A 16,132-nucleotide genomic window follows, 5' to 3' on the forward strand; every position below is an offset into this window, starting at 1 on the left:
GACCTCATCGCTCGGCGATCCACTTCTCCGCCTCCCGCGCCGCCTTCTTCAGCCCCGACCACTCGCCGAGGTACTTCCCGAGCACCCCGACGACCGGCAGCATCGCGAGGAACCGGTGGTAGAAGCGGCCGTGATGGCGCTGGTCGAGCTCGTCCTCCACCGCGAACAACGCGCGGCCCAGCCGCCACACGGCCGAGGCGATCCGGGCCGCCATCGGCGTGTCGCCCTCGGCCAGGTCGCCCTTGATCTCGGTCGCCTTCCGGTCGGCCGCGGCGTCCTCGGTGGCGGACAGGTCGCGCTGGGCCACCTTGCGCCGGAACAGCACCCAGGCGAGCAGCGCCACCAGCTCGTCCTCGTCGGTGACCCCGTGCTCCCCCGCGACGGCCACGAGCAGCATCCCCTGCGCCGCCGCCCCCACCGCCGACGTGACGGGCAGCCGCTGCGCCAGCGCACCGCCCAGCCCGGGGATCGCGGCGATCGCGGTGGTGAACCGCCCGACCCGCCGGATCCACCAGTGCGTCCGGGCCGCGACGTCCATGTCCGCCCACGCCGCGGTGCCGGGCACCTTGACCGAGGCCAGCCCGTCGAGCAGCTTGTCGCGCACGGAGTCCGAGCCCTCGTGACGACGCGTGCGCAGCCCGAACGGATCGGACTCGCGCAGCGCGCGCAGGATCGGCCGGGTCGCCCGCACGAACGGGCGCAGCACGGCCACGACGGCGGAATCGGAGATCGCGTCACTCACGCGCGAATCATCCCGAATAAGTGGCCTCGAGCGCGCGTCGAGTGGCGATCACCCCGCTGAGCAGACCTGCGACCAGCAACACCAGAGACTGCCAGGTCGCGGGCAGCAACACGTCCCCGCCGGGGCCCGCGAACCCCAGCACCCCGACGACCACGATCCACACGATCAGGGGTGACGCGATCACCGGCGACGCCGAGGACACGTCGGCCGCGAACCGGATCAGCCACGGCAGCGACAGCAGCGTGATCACCGTCCCGACGGGCACCGGCACGGCACCGATGTAGAGCGGCTGCAGCAGCAGGGCCCAGGCCGCCAGTCCCGCGCCGGCGACGGTGAGCAGGACGATCGTCGCCGCCCTCATGCGAGGAGGTCGTCGGCCGGGGCGGGCCCGGGCGTGGCCAGCACGTACTCCTCGACGTCGAGGTAGGGCTGGGCGACGTCGTTGCTCATCGCGTAGGCCCCGTCGGCCACCGCGACCTGGGTGGCGTGGGCGCGCATGGCGGCGACGAGCTGCGCCCGGTACGGCGTGACGTCCAGCCGGGTCGTGACCACGTCGTCGGGCACGGTGGGCAGCTCGTCCGGCCCCGGGGTGCGGAACGGGTGCGCGCCGAGCGCGGCCACTCCGGCGTCGAGCGCCGAGCGGGACCGGACGGCGTGGAACACCCTGCGCCCGTCGGCGACGGCGTGCGTCAGCTCGTGCGCGCGCACGTGGTCCGGGTGGCCGTAGCCGCCGTCGTCCGCGTAGGACACCAGGACGTCCGGGCGGACGTCGTCCACGACGGCGCGCAGCTGCGCGACCTGCTCGGCGAACGAGTCCGGCCGGGAGAGCGCCCGCGGGTGCAGGGTCGGCAGCGCGACGGCCCGTGTGCCCTCCCCGTGCCCCATCCCGCTGTCCCGCCACCGCCCGGTCCCGCCCAGGTAGTGGTGCTCGGGTGAGCCCAGCGCGCTCAGCGCACCGGCCAGCTCCCCGATCCGGTACCCGCCGAGCTGGTCGGCGCGGTCCGGCGCGAGCTCACGCAGAGCGGGCGGGATGACCTCGCCCTCCTCGCCGAGCGTGCAGGTGACCACGACACAGCGCACCGCGGGATCGGCCGCGTAACGGGCGATCGCACCCCCGGTCGAGAGCGTCTCGTCGTCCGGATGGGCATGCACGAACAGCACGCAACGATCTGGCACGGCGAAGAGCATCGCATCATGGAGCCACAACGCCGTCCACGAGCCCTCCGAACGACAGTTGTGGCTCCACGACGCGGCTAGAGCAGGGCCCGGGACTCCGCGTAGTGGCAGCTCGACGGGTGGCCGTCGCCACGGTCGACGAGCTCGGGGGGCTGCTCGACGCACCGCGTCTGCTGCTCGCTCGTCAGCTCGTTCGCGAACTTCGGGCACCGCGTGCGGAACCGGCACCCGCTCGGCGGGTTCGCCGGGCTCGGCAGGTCCCCGACGACCGTGATCCGCTCCCGGGCGCGCTCCTTGCGCGGGTCGGGCAGCGGGATCGCCGAGATCAGCGCCTGCGTGTAGGGGTGCGCCGGGGCCGTGAACAGCTGCTCCGACGTGCCGGTCTCCACGATCTGCCCGAGGTACATCACCGCGATCCGGTCCGCGATGTGCCGCACCACCGACAGGTCGTGCGAGACGAACAGGTAGGACAGCCCGAGCTCGGACTGCAGCTCGTCGAGCAGGTTGAGCACGCCCGCCTGGATGGAGACGTCCAGGGCGGACACCGGCTCGTCGAGCACCAGCAGCTTGGGCCGCAGGGCCAGCGCCCGGGCGATCCCGATGCGCTGGCGCTGCCCGCCGGAGAACTCGTGCGCGTAGCGGTTGCCGTGCTCGGGCTTGAGCCCGACGGTCTGCATCAGCGTGCGGACCTGCTCGCGCCCGCCGTCGGCGTAGAGCCCGTGGATCCGCAGCGGCTCGGCGATGATCTCGTTCACCGGCATCCGCGGGTCCAGGGACGCGTACGGGTCCTGGAACACGATCTGCAGCTCGCGGCGCAGCTCCCGCATCCCGCCGCGGCTGATGCCGGTGAGCTCGCGCCCCTTGTAGAGCACCTGCCCCGACGTCGCCGGGATCAGGTTGAGCACCACCCGCGCGGTCGTGGACTTCCCGCAGCCGGACTCGCCGACCAGCCCCAGGGTCTCCCCCTCGGCCAGCTCGAACGACACGTCCGAGACCGCCTGGACGGCCCCGATCTGCCGGCGGATCAGCCCCTTGGAGCGGATCGGGAAGTGCTTGACGACGTTGCGGACGCTGAGCAGCGGCTCGCTCACGGGGTCTCCTCCGCCAGCTGGGCGAGGGCGTCGTGATCCGCGACCTCGGTGTCGAACACGTCCTCGGCCTCGGCCCCGACCAGTGCCTCGGCGTGGTGGCAGGCGGCCAGGTGCGTGGCGCTCGTGGTGGCGCGCAGCTCGGGCTCGGTCTCGTCGCACACCTCGGTGTGCTTGGGGCAGCGCGGCCCGAACGGGCAGCCGGGCGGCATGTTGACCACCGACGGCGGCGAGCCCGGGATCGGCGTGAGCCGCTCGCTGGGCCGGTCCATCCGCGGCAGGCTGCCGAGCAGGCCGAGGCTGTAGGGCATGCGGGGGGTGTAGAAGACGTCCTCCGCGGTGCCGATCTCCACGGGCTTGCCCGCGTACATGACCATCACGCGGTCGGCCTGGCCCGCGATCACGCCCAGGTCGTGGGTGATGAGCACCATCGCCGCGCCCGTCTCCTGCTGCGCCGCCTTGAGCGCGTCGAGGATCTGGGCCTGCACGGTGACGTCCAGCGCGGTGGTCGGCTCGTCCGCGATGATCACGTCCGGGTCGTTGGCCATGGCGATCGCGATCACGACGCGCTGGCGCATGCCGCCGGAGAGCTCGTGCGGGAAGGACGACGCCCGGTCCCGCGCGTTGGGGATGCGCACCTTGTCCAGCAGCTCCACGGCCCGGTCCAGCGCCACGGCCTTGGACACGTCGTGGTGCGCGCGGACGGCCTCGGCGATCTGCGCCCCGACCGTGTAGACGGGGTTCAGCGAGGTCATCGGGTCCTGGAAGATCATCGCGATCTTCGAGCCGCGCACCCGGGTCATCTCCGACTCGGACAGCTCGAGCAGGTTGCGGCCGTCGAACCGGACCTCGCCCGTGACCTTCGCGGTGGTCGGCAGCAGCCGCATCACGGCCATGCTGGTCACGGACTTGCCGGAGCCGGACTCCCCGACGATCCCCAGCACCTCGCCGCGGTGCAGCGTGTAGTCCACGCCGCGGACCGCGCGGACGGGACCGTCGCCGGACGGGAAGGTGACGTCGAGGTTCGAGACCTCGAGCACGACCTCCCCCGCGGCGCCCTTGCGGCGCGACGGCGCCAGATCGATCTGCTCCGATGTCACTGGCGCACCTTCGTCTGCTGCGGGTCGAACGCGTCACGCAGGCCGTCGCCGATGAAGTTGATCGTGAGCGCGATGATGATGATGAACAGGCCCGGGAAGTAGAACAGCCACGGGCGGGTGGTCAGCGCCGTCTGCGCCTCGCTGACCAGCAGGCCGAGCGAGGTGTCCGGGGGGGTGACGCCGAAGCCCAGGTAGGACAGCGAGGTCTCGAGCAGGATCGCCAGCGCCACCAGGATGGTCAGGTTGACCAGGATCGAGCCCAACGCGTTCGGCACGAGGTGGCGCAGGATGATCCGGGTGTCGCTCGCCCCGAGCGCCTTCGCGGCCTCGACGAACTCCTTCTCCCGCAGCGACAGCACCACACCGCGCGCCACCCGGGACACGTACGCCCAGTACAGCGCGGCGATGACCAGCGCGATCAGGTACCAGCTGCCGCCGAAGTTGTGCGCCAGCATGGCGGCCACGGCGATCAGCGGCAGCGTGAGCACCAGGTCGGAGATGCGCATCATCAGCGTGTCGACCCAGCCGCCGAAGTACCCGGCGACGGAGCCCCACAGCGTGCCGACGAGCGTCGCCAGGATGGCCACGGACACCGACACCTGCAGCGAGATCCGGGTCCCGCGCAGCACCTGCGCGAACTGGTCGCGCCCGGCCGAGTCCGTGCCGAACGGGTGGTCCCACGAGGGCGGGACGGAGTTGTCCGGGGTGTACTGCCCGGCGTCGTACTTCCAGAGCCAGCCGCCGACGTAGGCCAGCAGGATCAGCACCACGAAGACGCAGAGGCTGACCACGGCCGCGCGGTGCTGCAGGAACCGCCGGAACACCAGCTGTGCCTGGCTGCGCTCCTCGACCGTGAACTCCCGGTCGGGCGATTTCACGAGGGTCTCAGGCATAGCGGATCCTGGGGTCGAGGACGCCGTAGAGCAGGTCGGCGATCAGGTTGAAGGCGATCACCACGGTGGCCGCGATCAGCAGCCAGGACGCCGTCGCGTAGACGTCGTTCATGCGGATCGAGTTCACCAGGTAGTCGCCCATGCCCTTCCACTGGAAGACGTTCTCGGTGACGACGGCGCCGCCGATGATCGAGGCGATGTCCAGGGCGGTGACCGTGGTCAGCGGGATGAGCGCGGTGCGCAGCCCGTGCTTGACCATCACCGTGCGCCGGGTCAGGCCCTTGGCACGGGCCAGCCGCACGTAGTCGGAGTTCATCACCTCGAGCATCGAGGCGCGGGTGAAGCGGCTCCACGCGGCGTAGGAGATGAGCGCCAACGAGATCGTCGGCAGGATCATGTGCCCGATGATGTCGGCGATGTAGGCGCCGGTGCCCTGCGGAGGGGGCACGGACGCCTGGCCGATCGTGTAGATCGCCTGCGTGCCGACGAGGCCGTTGAACTCGATGCCCGCCTGCTTGAGCAGGATCGCGAACCAGAACGCGGGCATCGCCAGGAACAGGAAGCCCAGGAACGTGGCGGTGTAGTCGAACTTCGAGTACTGCTTGACGGCCGTCAGCACGCCGATCACGACGGCCAGGATCAGCGCGATCACCATGGCGAGCGCGATGAGCCGGATCGTGACCAGGAAGCGGTCGCCCAGGTCCGCGCCGATGTTCGCGGTGGACACGACGGAGGGACCGAAGTCCCCGGTGAAGATGCCCCCGAGCCAGGAGAAGTACCGCTGCAGCAGCGGCTGGTCGAGGTGGAGGCGGATTGTTTCCGCGTCGATCACGTTCTGCGGCGCGGGCGGGTTCTTCTCCCGCAGCGGCGCGAGCGGGTCGGCGGACGCCGAACCCAACGCGAAGATGATGAACGACGCGACGATCAGGACCGGTATCGAGTACAGGATCCTGCGCACGGCGAAGGCGAGCATGCGGCCATCTTCCGACTCGTGGTGGGAGTACGGCCCTCGGCCCGCTGGTGGCGGGAGTCAGGCCGCCGTTGCAGGGTAGACCGAGGTGCGGGCCCGCCCCCAGAGGCGGACCCGCACCCGGTCGTCAGGTCACGAGCCGGAGCGGATGCCCCACTCGGACGTGTTGTAGGTGATCCCGTCGAGCGACGCGTTGTTGCGCACGTTACCCAGGGTGTTCTGCACCGCGGCCAGGGTCGGCTTCTGGTACAGCGGGAGCACGTAGGCGTCCTCGGCCATGATCTTGTCGGCGTCGTTGAGCTGGGCCCGGGCCGCGTTGATGTCGGTGGACGACGCGGCCTCGTTGATCAGCTGGTCGACGGTCGGGTTGACGTACTTGCCGTAGTTCGACGCGGACGTCGACAGCCACAGCTGCTGTGCGCCGCCGAACGGGGCGGGCGACATGATCCAGCCGAACACGATGACGTCGTAGTCACCGGTGGACAGCGTGGTGCCGAGGCTGTCGGTGGTCTGGATCTCGACGTTCACACCGAGCTGCTTGGCCGAGGCCGCGAACAGCTCCGACTCGGTCTGCCGCACCGCGTTGCCCACCGTGTAACGCATCCGCAGGGTCGGCACGGCCTGGCCGTTCGGCGCCACGAGTGCGGTGCCCACACCGGTGTAGCCGGCGTCGGTGAGGATCTTCTTCGCCGCGTCGACGTTGCCGGCGCCCTGGCCGGTGGCGGTCAGGTTGTCCTGGTAGCCGTCCTGGCCGGGCACGAACATCTTGTTGGTCAGCGGCTTGATGTCGGAGTTGAACTGCCCGACCGTCTTGCCGATGATGTCCTGCACGTTCACCGAGGTGTAGAGCGCCTGGCGCAGCGCCTTGTCGGCGAGGAACGGGTTCACCAGGTTGAAGTCGAAGTGCTCCCAGCTCAGCCCCGCGGCCTGGTACTGCGAGACGTTCGGGATGTTCTGCAGCTGATTGACGATGTCGACCTGCGGCTGCGGGAACAGCGCCTGGACCTCGTTGTTCTGCAGGGCCAGCGGCTCCTGCGTGGCGTCGGTGATGACGCGGATGACGATCCGGTCCAGCTTCGGCTTGGTCGCGCCGTACCACTTCGGGTTCGGGACCAGCGTCAGCGCGACGTTGTCCTGCCAGTTCTCGACCAGGAAGGGGCCCGCCGAGTAGTTCGGCACCGTGGACCCGAAGTAGTCGAAGGCCGCCTTGAGCCCGGCCGGGGAGTTCAGGTCGCCCTGCTGGGCGCCGATGTGCGCCGGGAACAGCGGGGCCGCCGAGTTGAACAGGCTCTGCCAGTCGGTGTAGGGCTGGGACAGGGCGACCGTGACGGTCTTGCCGTTGTCCGAGCCGGTGACGCTCTGGATCAGGTCGTAGCCGCCGTTGCCCGCGGTCTCGCACTCGGGGCAGTCCCGGGTGTTCTGCCACTTCCAGGACATCGCGAAGTCGTCCGCGGTGACCGGGGTGCCGTCACTCCAGACCGCGTCCTGCTTGATCTTGTACGTGACCGTGGTCGGGTTCGTGAGGTCGGCCGAGTCCAGCAGGTCCGTGTTCAGCGTCGGCTTGAGGTCCGGCGAGGTGTAGAACGCGTACGTCAGGAGGGGCTTGGTCGCCATCCCGGTCCAGTCCGTGTTGCCCTCGGACGAGATGACGTTCCAGTTGTCGATGTTCTTCTCGGAGGCGAGGGTGACCGTGCCACCCTGCTGGAGCTGGTCCGGCGCCGCCGAGTTACAGGTGTTGGGGTCGGTCGCGCAGTCGCCGTAGACCCCGCCCGAGCTGCCTCCGGCGCCGCCGCCACCGCCACAGGCCGCAAGGACAAGGGCCGCCGCCGTGGCGACCGCAGCGGCCGCTGCCGCGCGCGTTCTCTTCATGGATGGAGTTCCTCGATCTCACTGATCAGCATCAGCCCGGTCGGCGCCCGGGTCGGGCACCGGGATCGGCCGGGTGTCCCCTCCCCATGTGGCGGCGAGGGCGTCCGATCCCTCGGCAACTTAGGAAGCCGGCACGTGATCCCGCCGGCCGAGTCGCCGATCGTGACCAAAGGGTGACGTGAAGTGGACAGTACGACACATCGTGATTACCCTGGAGTAACTTGTGCCCCGTTCGGGGGACGTCAGTCGGCGGGTGGCACCCAGCGTTGTGCTCCGGTCAGCGGGCCGGTCACCAACGGGCCGGGACCGAACCCCGTCGCGGTGGCCGCGGACCGGGTGCTCACGATGAGCGACGTCTGCTGGAACAGCGGCAGCGCCGGGAGCTGCGCCCACAGCACCCGCTCGATCGTGGCGAGCCTGCCGGGGTCCGGCACGGCGGCCGTCGCCACGGCCTCGAGGTCCGGCTGCAGCACGGCCGAGCAGAAGCCGCCGGGCAGCGCGGGCGGGTTCGGCAACGCGGCCGTCGGCTCCGGGCACCCGTAGTCCGACGCCAGCTGCGGCCCGATCGGCCCGCCGACCGCGCGCGGGAGCACGAGGACGTCCGCCCGGACCGTCGCGTTCGGCGAGCTCGTGGCGCTCGTGGCCGCGGCGGTGGTGGTGGCGGTGGTGGCCGCCGCGGTGGGAGCGGCGGCCGGAGCCGTGGTCGGCGCGGGGGTGGCGGTCGGGACGGGCGTCGGCGTCGTGGAGGTCGGTGGCGGGGTCGCGGCCACCGTCCGCTGGCTGTACAGGTCCGCGGCGGGCGGCGCGACGACCTCCACCCCGATCCCCGCCGCCTCCAGCTGCCGGGCGACGGCCTGGGCCACCGCCAGGTCGGTGCTCCGCTCCGCCCCCGCGGCCACCACGATGTCCAGCGGCGTGGACCCCAGCACCCACGCTCCCGTCGCCGACCGCGTGTACCCGGCCTCGGTGAGCAGCCGCTCGGCGGCCGCGGGGTCCGGGCCCCCCGGTCCCGTCGGGGCGTAGCCGGGCTGGGACGGGGCGAGCCCGAAGGCGTTCGCGGCCAGGGCCCCGGGTGCGACCTCGGTGCGGATCTGCTCGCGGTCCAGCAGCGACCCGATGGCCTGGCGCACCCGCACGTCCGCCAGCGGGCCGTTGTCCGCGCGCAGCGCCAGGTCGGTGACCGTGGGACGGGGGGCGGGCGTGCCCTCGTAGGCGGCCAGCGCGGACGTGAACTCCGGCTCGGTGGCGGGCATGGCCACGTCGACCCCGCCGGTCCGCAGCGCCTCGGCCATCGGGCCCGCGTCGAGCCTGCGCAGGACGATCTGGTCGAGCGTGGCCGGGGTGGCCCAGTAGAGGTCGTTGCGCGCGAGGGTGACCTCGCCGCGGCCGCGGTCGACCCCGATCACCCGGAAGGGCCCGCCCGACGCCGGCAGCCCGCCCGCCGTCGCCCCGGTCCAGGACCCGGGGGCGTCCTTGAGGATGTGGGCGGGCAACAGCCCGGAGAACAGGTACTGCCACTGCGGGTAGGCCTGGTCGAACACCACGTCGACGGCCTTGCCGCCCGCCCGGGACCGCACGTCGGTGATGTGGCGGTAGCCCTCGCCGTCGACGGTGCCGGGCGCGGACCGCATCTGCTGCCAGAGGTAGACGAAGTCCTCGGCGGCGATCGGCGAGTTCGACGACCAGCTCGCCTGCACGTTCAGCTCGTAGGACACGGTGAACGGGCTGGTCGAGACGACCTCCGCGCTGGTCGCGACCGTGGTGTCCAGCTGGAGGGCGCCCTCGGCGTCCGGCCGGAACACGCTCGGCAGGACCAGCGTGGACAGGGCCTGGGTGACCGGGGAGCGGTCCGCGAGCAGGTGCGGGTTGAACCCCGCCCCGAGGTCGTCCACCCCGACCACGACCTGCGTCGGGGTCGGTTCCGGCTCGACCGGCGGCGGCTCGGGCGCGGGCGCCACGACGGGGGCGTTCGTGCACGCCGCGAGGAACACCAGCAGGCCGACCACGATCGCCAGCCCGACGCGCCTCATGACCTCATCGTCGCACCGCGACGATGAGGCCGCCGGAGGACCCCACCGATCCCGGGCGCCGGCCCAGGGCCGGCGCCGGGTCAGCGGGTGACGCCCGCCGCGGCCGCCTTCGCCCGGGCCCGGGCCCGGTTGCGCAGGTGGCTGTCCAGCTCCGTCTTGCGGATCCGGACGTTCTCCGGGGTGACCTCGACGCACTCGTCGTTCGCGCAGAACTCCAGGCTCTGCTCGAGCGTGAGGATCGTCGGCGGGGTGAGCTTGATCAGCTCGTCACCGGTCGACTTGCGCATGTTGGTGAGCTTCTTCTCCCGCACGATGTTGACCTCGAGGTCCTCGTTGCGGGTGTACTCGCCGATGACCATGCCCTCGTAGACCTGGGTGCCCGGGCCGACGAACAGCACGCCGCGGTCGCTCAGCGCGTCCACCGCGTACCCGGTGACGGGGCCGGAGCGGTCCGCGATGAGCGAGCCGCGCAGGCGCGAGGAGATCTCCCCGACCCAGGGGCCGTAGCCGTCGAACACGTGGCTGGCGATGCCCGCGCCGCGGGTGACAGTCAGGAACTCGGTGCGGAAGCCGATCAGGCCGCGCGAGGGGACCCGGAAGTCCAGCCGGACCCGGTTCTCGCCGTGCACCATCTGGATCATCTCGCCCTTGCGACCGGCGAGCAGCTGGGTGACGGCGCCGAGCGAGTCCGTGGGGACGTCGATCGACAGGTTCTCGAACGGCTCGTGCAGCTTGCCGTCGATCGTCTTCGTGACGACCTCGGGCTTGCCGACGGTCAGCTCGAAGCCCTCCCGGCGCATGGTCTCGACCAGGATCGCCAGGGCGAGCTCGCCGCGGCCCTGGACCTCCCAGGTGTCCGGGCGCTCGGTGGGCAGCACGCGCAGGGACACGTTGCCGACCAGCTCGGACTCGAGCCTGCTCTTGACCTGGCGGGCCGTCAGCTTCTGGCCCGGCTTCGGGTCGCGGCCCACCAGCGGGGACGTGTTGATGCCGATGGTCATCGAGATGGCGGGCTCGTCGACGTGGATGCGCTCGAGCGGGACCGGGTTCTCCGGGTCCGCGAGCGTGTCCCCGATCATGACCTCCGGAATGCCCGCCACGGCCGCGATGTCGCCCGCGACGGCCTCGTCGGCCTGCACCCGGGTGAGGCCCTCGGTGCGCAGCAGCTCGGTGATCTTGACCCGGGTGACGGTCCCGTCCGCCTGGCACCAGCCGACCTGCTGCCCGCGCTTGAGCACGCCCGCGCGGACGCGGCAGAGCGCGATGCGGCCGAGGAAGGAGGTCGCGTCGAGGTTGGTGACGTGGGCCTGCAGCGGCGCCGTCGGGTCGTCCTTCGGCGCCGGCACGACGTCGAAGAGCACGTCGAACAGCGGCTGGAGGTCCTCGGAGTCCGGCAGCTCGCCGTCCCCGGGGCGGTTGCGGCTGGCGCGGCCCGCGCGGCCGGAGGCGTAGACGACCGGCAGGTCCAGCAGGTGCGCGGTCTGGTCCTCGTCGAGGCCCAGCTCGTCCGCCAGCTCGAGCAGCAGCTCCAGCGACTCGTCGACGACCTCCTCGATGCGGGCGTCCGCACGGTCGGTCTTGTTGACGACCAGCATCACGGGCAGGCCCGCGGAGAGCGTCTTGCGCAGCACGAAGCGGGTCTGCGGGAGCGGCCCCTCGGACGCGTCGACCAGCAGCACCACGCCGTCGACCATCGACAGCCCGCGCTCCACCTCGCCACCGAAGTCGGCGTGGCCGGGGGTGTCGATCACGTTGATCGTCACGCCCTGCCAGTTCACCGTGGTGTTCTTGGCGAGGATGGTGATGCCCTTCTCGCGCTCGAGGTCACCGGAGTCCATGACCCGGTCCACCGGCTCCGCGCGCTCGCCGAAGGCGCCGGACGCGCGCAGCATCGCGTCGACCAGGGTCGTCTTGCCGTGGTCGACGTGCGCGACGATCGCGACGTTGCGCAGGGCGCGGGTGGAGCCGCCTGCACTCGATCCTGTGGAGGTCGAGCCGGCGGGAGCGGAAACAGCAGAGGTCACGTTTCTACGGTACTGGCAGTGATCCCTGGACCTTCGCCCGCGGCCAGCATAGGCTCGCCTCACCATGCCCAAGGTGAAGAAGAAGTGCTGTCGCTCGAAGCCGAAGCGGTGCAAGAGCTGCCCGGTGGTGCACCTGCGCCTCAAGAAGGCGGGCGCGGATGACCTGAGCGGCAAGGACTTCCAGAAGGCACTGAAGATCGCCCGCGTCTACTGAGGACCGGAGCCCGCCCGCCGGGCCCTTCTGGATCGATGACGAAGGTCACAGGGTGATCCACGCCGCTGATCAGCTCGCGGTCCGGCTCCCGGCGACCACCGCGACCACCTCCTCGGCCGGATCGGCCACGCCGTAGCGCACCACGCGCCACCCCTCGCGGGCGAGCACGCCGTCTCGCCAGGCCTCGCGCACCCGCCGCTCCTCGTCCAGCGCCACGGCCGGGTCCGCCACCACCAGCGCCGTCCTGAGCTGCGGGAACGCCACCCCGACCACGAGCCCGGCCGCCGGATGGTCCCGCCGCCACCCCTCGATCCGCGCAGCGCGCAGGTGGGCGACCAGCCGCCCCCGGGCGGCGGCGACGGCGCGGTCCGCCGCCCCGAGCAGCAGCGCCTGGCCACCGACCGCGTCGCGGCCTCCCAGACTCCGCGCGGCCGCGGCCGCGAGCGCCCCGAAGTCCGCACCGGCGCGCAGCGTCCGATCGAGGAACGGCCCGCCCGCGGGCCCGAGCTCGACCGCCGCCTCCAGCACCGACAGCGCCGGCGCCGTCACCGCCAGCCCGCGCAGGCGGACGCGGTCGGCCGGGTGCACGTCCCGGCGGCGGACGGTGAGGTCCTCCCGGCCGCGCACCGGCCGCCTGCGGGGCACCGTGACCGCCACCGTGGCGGGCGGTGGCGCCAACCCGTGCCACCAGGCGGCCGCGAGCCCACTCAGCACCGCCTCCTCACCCGCCCAGGACACCGCGGCCCACATCCGGGCCGCCTCGCTCGGCGGGTGCTGCGCGTCCCGGTACACCTGGGGATGCACCGGCACCCACCGCCGCGTGGCCAGCCGCCGGTCCACCGTCCCCCGCGTGATCCCGCACGCGAGCGCCTGCCCTCGCGTGATCACCCCCGCCTGCCGCCGCAGCAGCTCCTCAGCCGCCGCAGCCGCTTCAGCCGCCCGGTCCGTCCCGCGCATCGCCGTCGTCATACGTACTGAGACGGAGCCCGGGCCGCCGCGGTTCCGCCCGGGCCATGATCATGTCCCCGGGGCCGGCGGTTCCGGTCACCCCGGGCGGTCACCGGCGACGAGCGCGCGGAGGTCGGGGACCAGGGCCCGGTCGGCCTCGACCCAGGCGACCGTGGGCAGCTCCGCCGGGGCCAGCCAGCGGACCGCCCGGTGCTCGAGCGCCTGCGGCTCACCGGCGGCGAGCGTCGCCGCGTGGATGCGCAGCGTCCGGTCCCGGCCCCGCACGGTGATCGGCAGGTCCGTTCCGACCCGCTCCCCCACCCGCACGTCCGCCCCGAGCTCCTCGCGACACTCCCGGGCCAGCGCGGCGGGCTCGGTCTCCCCCGGCTCGACGGACCCGCCCGGCAGCTCCCACCGGCCCGCCAGCTCCGGCGGGTGGGCCCGCTGCGCGGCGAGGACCGTGCCGTCCCGCACGATCGCCGCCCCGACGACGACCGGCCCGGCCGCGAGCTCCTCGGCGCGGCGGCGGTAGACGACCGCGCGCGCGTCGAGCATCCGGTCGATCAGCCTGCGGACCAGCAGCGCGTCGGCGAGCCGGCCCGCCGGGCCGAACGGCGAGCGCCACGCGATCTCGTCGTGCAGGGTGGTGCCGGTCCCCGTGTCGTGCAGGGTCGTCGTGTGGACCAGGGAGGTCGCCAGGCCGCGCACCGCCTCGGACGTCATCCCCTCCGGGCCCACCGAGCGGATGCGCGAGACGTACCGGAGCCGGACCCCGGGCAGGAGCGCGGCGTCGAGCACCACCTCGTCCCCCGCGATCAGCAGCCGGACCGACGAGGAGAACCGGTGCCCGGCGAGGGTCAGCGACTCGGCGGCGGCGGCGCAGTCACGCACCACCCCGGCGACGAGCCTGCGGGGAGCGGCGACGAGCGTCGAGCGGGTGAGCACCGGCACCGGGTGATCGTGCCAAACCCGGCGCCACGTCGACTCACTCACGGTCGGGGTGCGGGGTCGGGGTGCGGGGTCAGGGTGCGGGCCAGCGGGCTTCGAGGCGGGCGCCGCCCCAGGCGGACTCGCCCGCCGTCACCTCCCCGCCCCGGCCGCGCACCAGCGCCTGCACCAGGGCCAGGCCCAGGCCCGCGTGGCCGCCGCTCGCCTCCTGGGAGAGCCGGGTGAAGCGGTCGAAGACCCGGAGGCGGTCCGCCGCGGGGATGCCGGGTCCGTCGTCGGACACGACGAGTCGGGTCCAGCGGCCCGCGGGGAGGACCTCGATCCGGACCCGGGTCCGCGCGTAGCGCGAGGCGTTGCCGAGCAGGTTGTCCAGGACCAGCCCGACCTCGGCCGACGTGGCCACGACCAGCGCGGACTCCGGCCCGAGCAGCTCGGGCGCCGGGCCGGTCGTCACCCGGTCGAGCGCCGCGCGGGCCTGCGCGACGACGTCGACCGGCCCGGGGTCCGCGCGTCGGCCCGCGTCCGCACGCGCCAAGGCCATGAGATCGGACAGCAACCCGGACAGGCGCTGGGCCTCGAGGGCCACCTCGCGCAGCGTCTCGTCCGCCAGGGCGGGATCCGGGTGCGCGACCGCCACCTCGGCCTGCGCGCGGATCGCCGCGACCGGGGACCGCAGCTCGTGGGCGGCGTCCCCGGTGAAGCGCTCCAGCCGGGCGACGGCGTCGTCCCGGCGGGCGAGCAGCGAGTTCAGCTCCTCGGCCAGCGCCCGCAGCTCGTCGTGGGCGACCGGCAGCGGCAACCTGCGCCCGGGCGGGAGGGCGGCGGCCGCGGCCCGCATCCGGTCGACCGGGCGCAACGCCGCACGCGTCGCCGACCAGGCTGCGAGCGCCACCACCACCGCGACGACCAGCGCCGCCACCAGGAACCCGACGGCGGCGCGCGCCAGCAGGGTCGCCCCACCGACCAGGTCCCCGGAGGCCAGCACGAGCCGGGTGGTGCCGTCCGGCAGCACGGCGGGTTCGGCGATCCAGCGCGCGGCGGCGCCGCCGGCCACGACGTTCGCGGCCTCGCCCGCCGCCAGCGTGCGGACCTCCTTCGGCGACATGGGCAGCGGCCCGCGCCCGTCGACCGGGGTGCCCGCCGTGTCGGTGATCCGGATCGTCGGCAGCACGGTCGGGTCGGTGACCGCCGCCCCGCCCTCCAGCCGGGAGACGACGGCCCCGGCCTGGTGGTTCAGCTCGTTGTCCGCCGCGCCGAGCAGCGTGGAGTACAGCAGGGTGACCCCGAGCCGCGCGAACAGGACGAGCGCGACCACCGCCACCCCGCCGACCACCACCGTGATCCGGGTCCGCAGCGTGCGCCGCCGCCACCAGGCCCGGGCTCGTCTCGTCATCCCGACCCGACGAGGTACCCGGCCCCGCGGACGGTCCGCAGCACGTGCCCGGCACCGACCGCGTCGAGCTTGCGGCGCAGGTACCCCACGTACACCTCGACGACGTTCCGGCTCGCGGCCTGCTCGTCCCCCCACACCAGCCGCAGCAGCTCGTCCTTGGCCACCGCCGTGTCCGGCCGCGAGGCGAGCGCGTGCAGCAGCTCGAACTCCCGCGGGGACAGCTCGACCGGCGCGTCCTCCCAGGTCACCGACCGCGAGGCCGGGTCCACGACGAGCCCGCCCAGCCGCACCCGCTGCGCGGTCCGGCCGAGCGTGGCGTCCCGCCTGCGCAGCATCGCCTTCAGCTGCGCGACGAGGACAACGAACGAGAACGGCTTGATCAGGTACCCGTCGGCGCCGAGGTCCAGCCCGTCCGCCTGGTCGACCTCGCCGTCCTTGGCCGACACCAGCAGCACGGGGGTGTCGACGCCCGCGGCGCGCATGTGTTCCAGGACCCGGTACCCGGACAGCCCGGGGATGATGATGTCCAGCACCACGGCGTCGAACCCGCCGGTCAGGGCGGCGCGCAGGGCGGAGTCCCCGTCCCCGACCGCGACGATCTCCATGCCCTCGGCGGTGAGCCCGCGGGTCAGCGCCGTGCGCACCCCGGGCTCGTCGTCCACCACCAGCACCCTGGCCATCACCGCAGAAGCTACCGCGCGGACCGCGGCGTTCGGCTGAGCCGCTCTCAGGTCCGA

15 protein-coding genes are annotated in these 16,132 nt (G+C 73.0%); 1 reads left to right on the forward strand and 14 read right to left on the reverse strand.

Features of this window, described 5'->3' with window-relative positions:
- Window positions 1–4: 4 nt before the first annotated feature.
- The 10 genes from L3X23_RS20515 to typA all read right to left on the reverse strand — a co-directional run bounded on the left by L3X23_RS20515 (window position 5) and on the right by typA (window position 11,820).
- Complete coding sequence (locus tag L3X23_RS20515) at window positions 5–742, reverse strand: hypothetical protein (RefSeq protein WP_093083815.1); 738 nt, start codon at window positions 740–742, stop codon at window positions 5–7.
- Window positions 743–749: 7 nt separating this feature from the next.
- Window positions 750–1,103 (reverse strand): hypothetical protein, encoded by a 354-nt coding sequence (locus tag L3X23_RS20520; RefSeq protein WP_237193744.1) that lies wholly within the window; start codon window positions 1,101–1,103, stop codon window positions 750–752.
- The gene (gene mshB / locus L3X23_RS20525; protein WP_374204879.1) at window positions 1,100–1,930 is read right to left on the reverse strand and encodes an N-acetyl-1-D-myo-inositol-2-amino-2-deoxy-alpha-D-glucopyranoside deacetylase; all 831 of its coding nucleotides are present in this window, start codon (window positions 1,928–1,930) and stop codon (window positions 1,100–1,102) included. Before mshB ends, L3X23_RS20520 begins: the two co-directional genes overlap by 4 nt.
- A gap of 65 nt (window positions 1,931–1,995) precedes the next feature.
- Complete coding sequence (locus tag L3X23_RS20530; RefSeq protein ID WP_237193748.1) at window positions 1,996–3,009, reverse strand: ABC transporter ATP-binding protein; 1,014 nt, start codon at window positions 3,007–3,009, stop codon at window positions 1,996–1,998.
- The gene (locus L3X23_RS20535; protein ID WP_255735247.1) at window positions 3,006–4,085 is read right to left on the reverse strand and encodes an ABC transporter ATP-binding protein; all 1,080 of its coding nucleotides are present in this window, start codon (window positions 4,083–4,085) and stop codon (window positions 3,006–3,008) included. The genes L3X23_RS20530 and L3X23_RS20535 overlap by 4 nt, the downstream gene beginning before the upstream one ends.
- A 17-nt stretch (window positions 4,086–4,102) precedes the next feature.
- Window positions 4,103–4,999: an ABC transporter permease gene (locus tag L3X23_RS20540; RefSeq protein ID WP_093083806.1), complete on the reverse strand. Its 897-nt coding sequence runs from the start codon at window positions 4,997–4,999 to the stop codon at window positions 4,103–4,105.
- Window positions 4,992–5,972, reverse strand: coding sequence for an ABC transporter permease (locus L3X23_RS20545; RefSeq protein WP_093083804.1), 981 nt, complete (start codon window positions 5,970–5,972; stop codon window positions 4,992–4,994). Before L3X23_RS20545 ends, L3X23_RS20540 begins: the two co-directional genes overlap by 8 nt.
- A gap of 129 nt (window positions 5,973–6,101) precedes the next feature.
- Entirely contained in the window at window positions 6,102–7,838 is a 1,737-nt protein-coding gene (locus tag L3X23_RS20550; protein WP_093083801.1) for an ABC transporter family substrate-binding protein, read from the reverse strand.
- Window positions 7,839–8,080: 242 nt separating this feature from the next.
- A complete protein-coding gene (locus tag L3X23_RS20555; RefSeq protein WP_237193752.1) occupies window positions 8,081–9,868 on the reverse strand; it encodes an ABC transporter family substrate-binding protein in 1,788 nt (595 codons plus the stop codon).
- A gap of 80 nt (window positions 9,869–9,948) precedes the next feature.
- On the reverse strand, window positions 9,949–11,820 hold the full coding sequence (gene typA / locus L3X23_RS20560; protein WP_237198078.1) for a translational GTPase TypA: 1,872 nt from the start codon (window positions 11,818–11,820) through the stop codon (window positions 9,949–9,951).
- 136 nt (window positions 11,821–11,956) lie between these two features.
- Here typA and L3X23_RS20565 point away from each other — a divergent pair, with 136 nt between their 5' ends.
- Complete coding sequence (locus tag L3X23_RS20565) at window positions 11,957–12,106, forward strand: hypothetical protein (protein ID WP_176921320.1); 150 nt, start codon at window positions 11,957–11,959, stop codon at window positions 12,104–12,106.
- Window positions 12,107–12,175: 69 nt separating this feature from the next.
- On the opposite strand, the gene L3X23_RS20570 is transcribed toward L3X23_RS20565, so the two are convergent.
- The 4 genes from L3X23_RS20570 to L3X23_RS20585 form a co-directional block, all read right to left on the reverse strand.
- On the reverse strand, window positions 12,176–13,063 hold the full coding sequence (locus L3X23_RS20570; RefSeq protein ID WP_237193754.1) for a hypothetical protein: 888 nt from the start codon (window positions 13,061–13,063) through the stop codon (window positions 12,176–12,178).
- Between the two features lie 87 nt (window positions 13,064–13,150).
- Window positions 13,151–14,005, reverse strand: a complete 855-nt coding sequence (locus L3X23_RS36245; protein WP_308116927.1) for an NUDIX domain-containing protein — start codon at window positions 14,003–14,005, stop codon at window positions 13,151–13,153.
- A 70-nt stretch (window positions 14,006–14,075) separates the two neighbouring features.
- Window positions 14,076–15,395 carry a HAMP domain-containing sensor histidine kinase gene (locus tag L3X23_RS20580; protein WP_237193756.1) on the reverse strand — a complete coding sequence of 440 codons (1,320 nt, stop codon included), beginning with the start codon at window positions 15,393–15,395 and terminating at the stop codon, window positions 14,076–14,078.
- Complete coding sequence (locus tag L3X23_RS20585; protein WP_237193757.1) at window positions 15,392–16,075, reverse strand: response regulator transcription factor; 684 nt, start codon at window positions 16,073–16,075, stop codon at window positions 15,392–15,394. The genes L3X23_RS20580 and L3X23_RS20585 overlap by 4 nt, the downstream gene beginning before the upstream one ends.
- Window positions 16,076–16,132: the final 57 nt, after the last annotated feature.

Source organism: Pseudonocardia sp. WMMC193 (assembly GCF_021728735.1).
Taxonomy (GTDB): domain Bacteria; phylum Actinomycetota; class Actinomycetes; order Mycobacteriales; family Pseudonocardiaceae; genus Pseudonocardia; species Pseudonocardia oroxyli.

Bases quoted from the DNA above. Each gene is read 5' to 3' on its own strand.
- L3X23_RS20550 (WP_093083801.1), bottom strand. From the start codon at position 7,838: ATGAAGAGAACGCGCGCGGCAGCGGCCGCTGCGGTCGCCACGGCGGCG.
- L3X23_RS20555 (WP_237193752.1), bottom strand. From the start codon at position 9,868: ATGAGGCGCGTCGGGCTGGCGATCGTGGTCGGCCTGCTGGTGTTCCTC.
- L3X23_RS20570 (WP_237193754.1), bottom strand. From the start codon at position 13,063: ATGCGCGGGACGGACCGGGCGGCTGAAGCGGCTGCGGCGGCTGAGGAG.
- L3X23_RS20545 (WP_093083804.1), bottom strand. From the start codon at position 5,972: ATGCTCGCCTTCGCCGTGCGCAGGATCCTGTACTCGATACCGGTCCTG.
- L3X23_RS20540 (WP_093083806.1), bottom strand. From the start codon at position 4,999: ATGCCTGAGACCCTCGTGAAATCGCCCGACCGGGAGTTCACGGTCGAG.
- L3X23_RS20580 (WP_237193756.1), bottom strand. From the start codon at position 15,395: ATGACGAGACGAGCCCGGGCCTGGTGGCGGCGGCGCACGCTGCGGACC.
- L3X23_RS20565 (WP_176921320.1), top strand. From the start codon at position 11,957: ATGCCCAAGGTGAAGAAGAAGTGCTGTCGCTCGAAGCCGAAGCGGTGC.
- L3X23_RS20520 (WP_237193744.1), bottom strand. From the start codon at position 1,103: ATGAGGGCGGCGACGATCGTCCTGCTCACCGTCGCCGGCGCGGGACTG.
- mshB (WP_374204879.1), bottom strand. From the start codon at position 1,930: ATGCTCTTCGCCGTGCCAGATCGTTGCGTGCTGTTCGTGCATGCCCAT.
- L3X23_RS20585 (WP_237193757.1), bottom strand. From the start codon at position 16,075: ATGGCCAGGGTGCTGGTGGTGGACGACGAGCCCGGGGTGCGCACGGCG.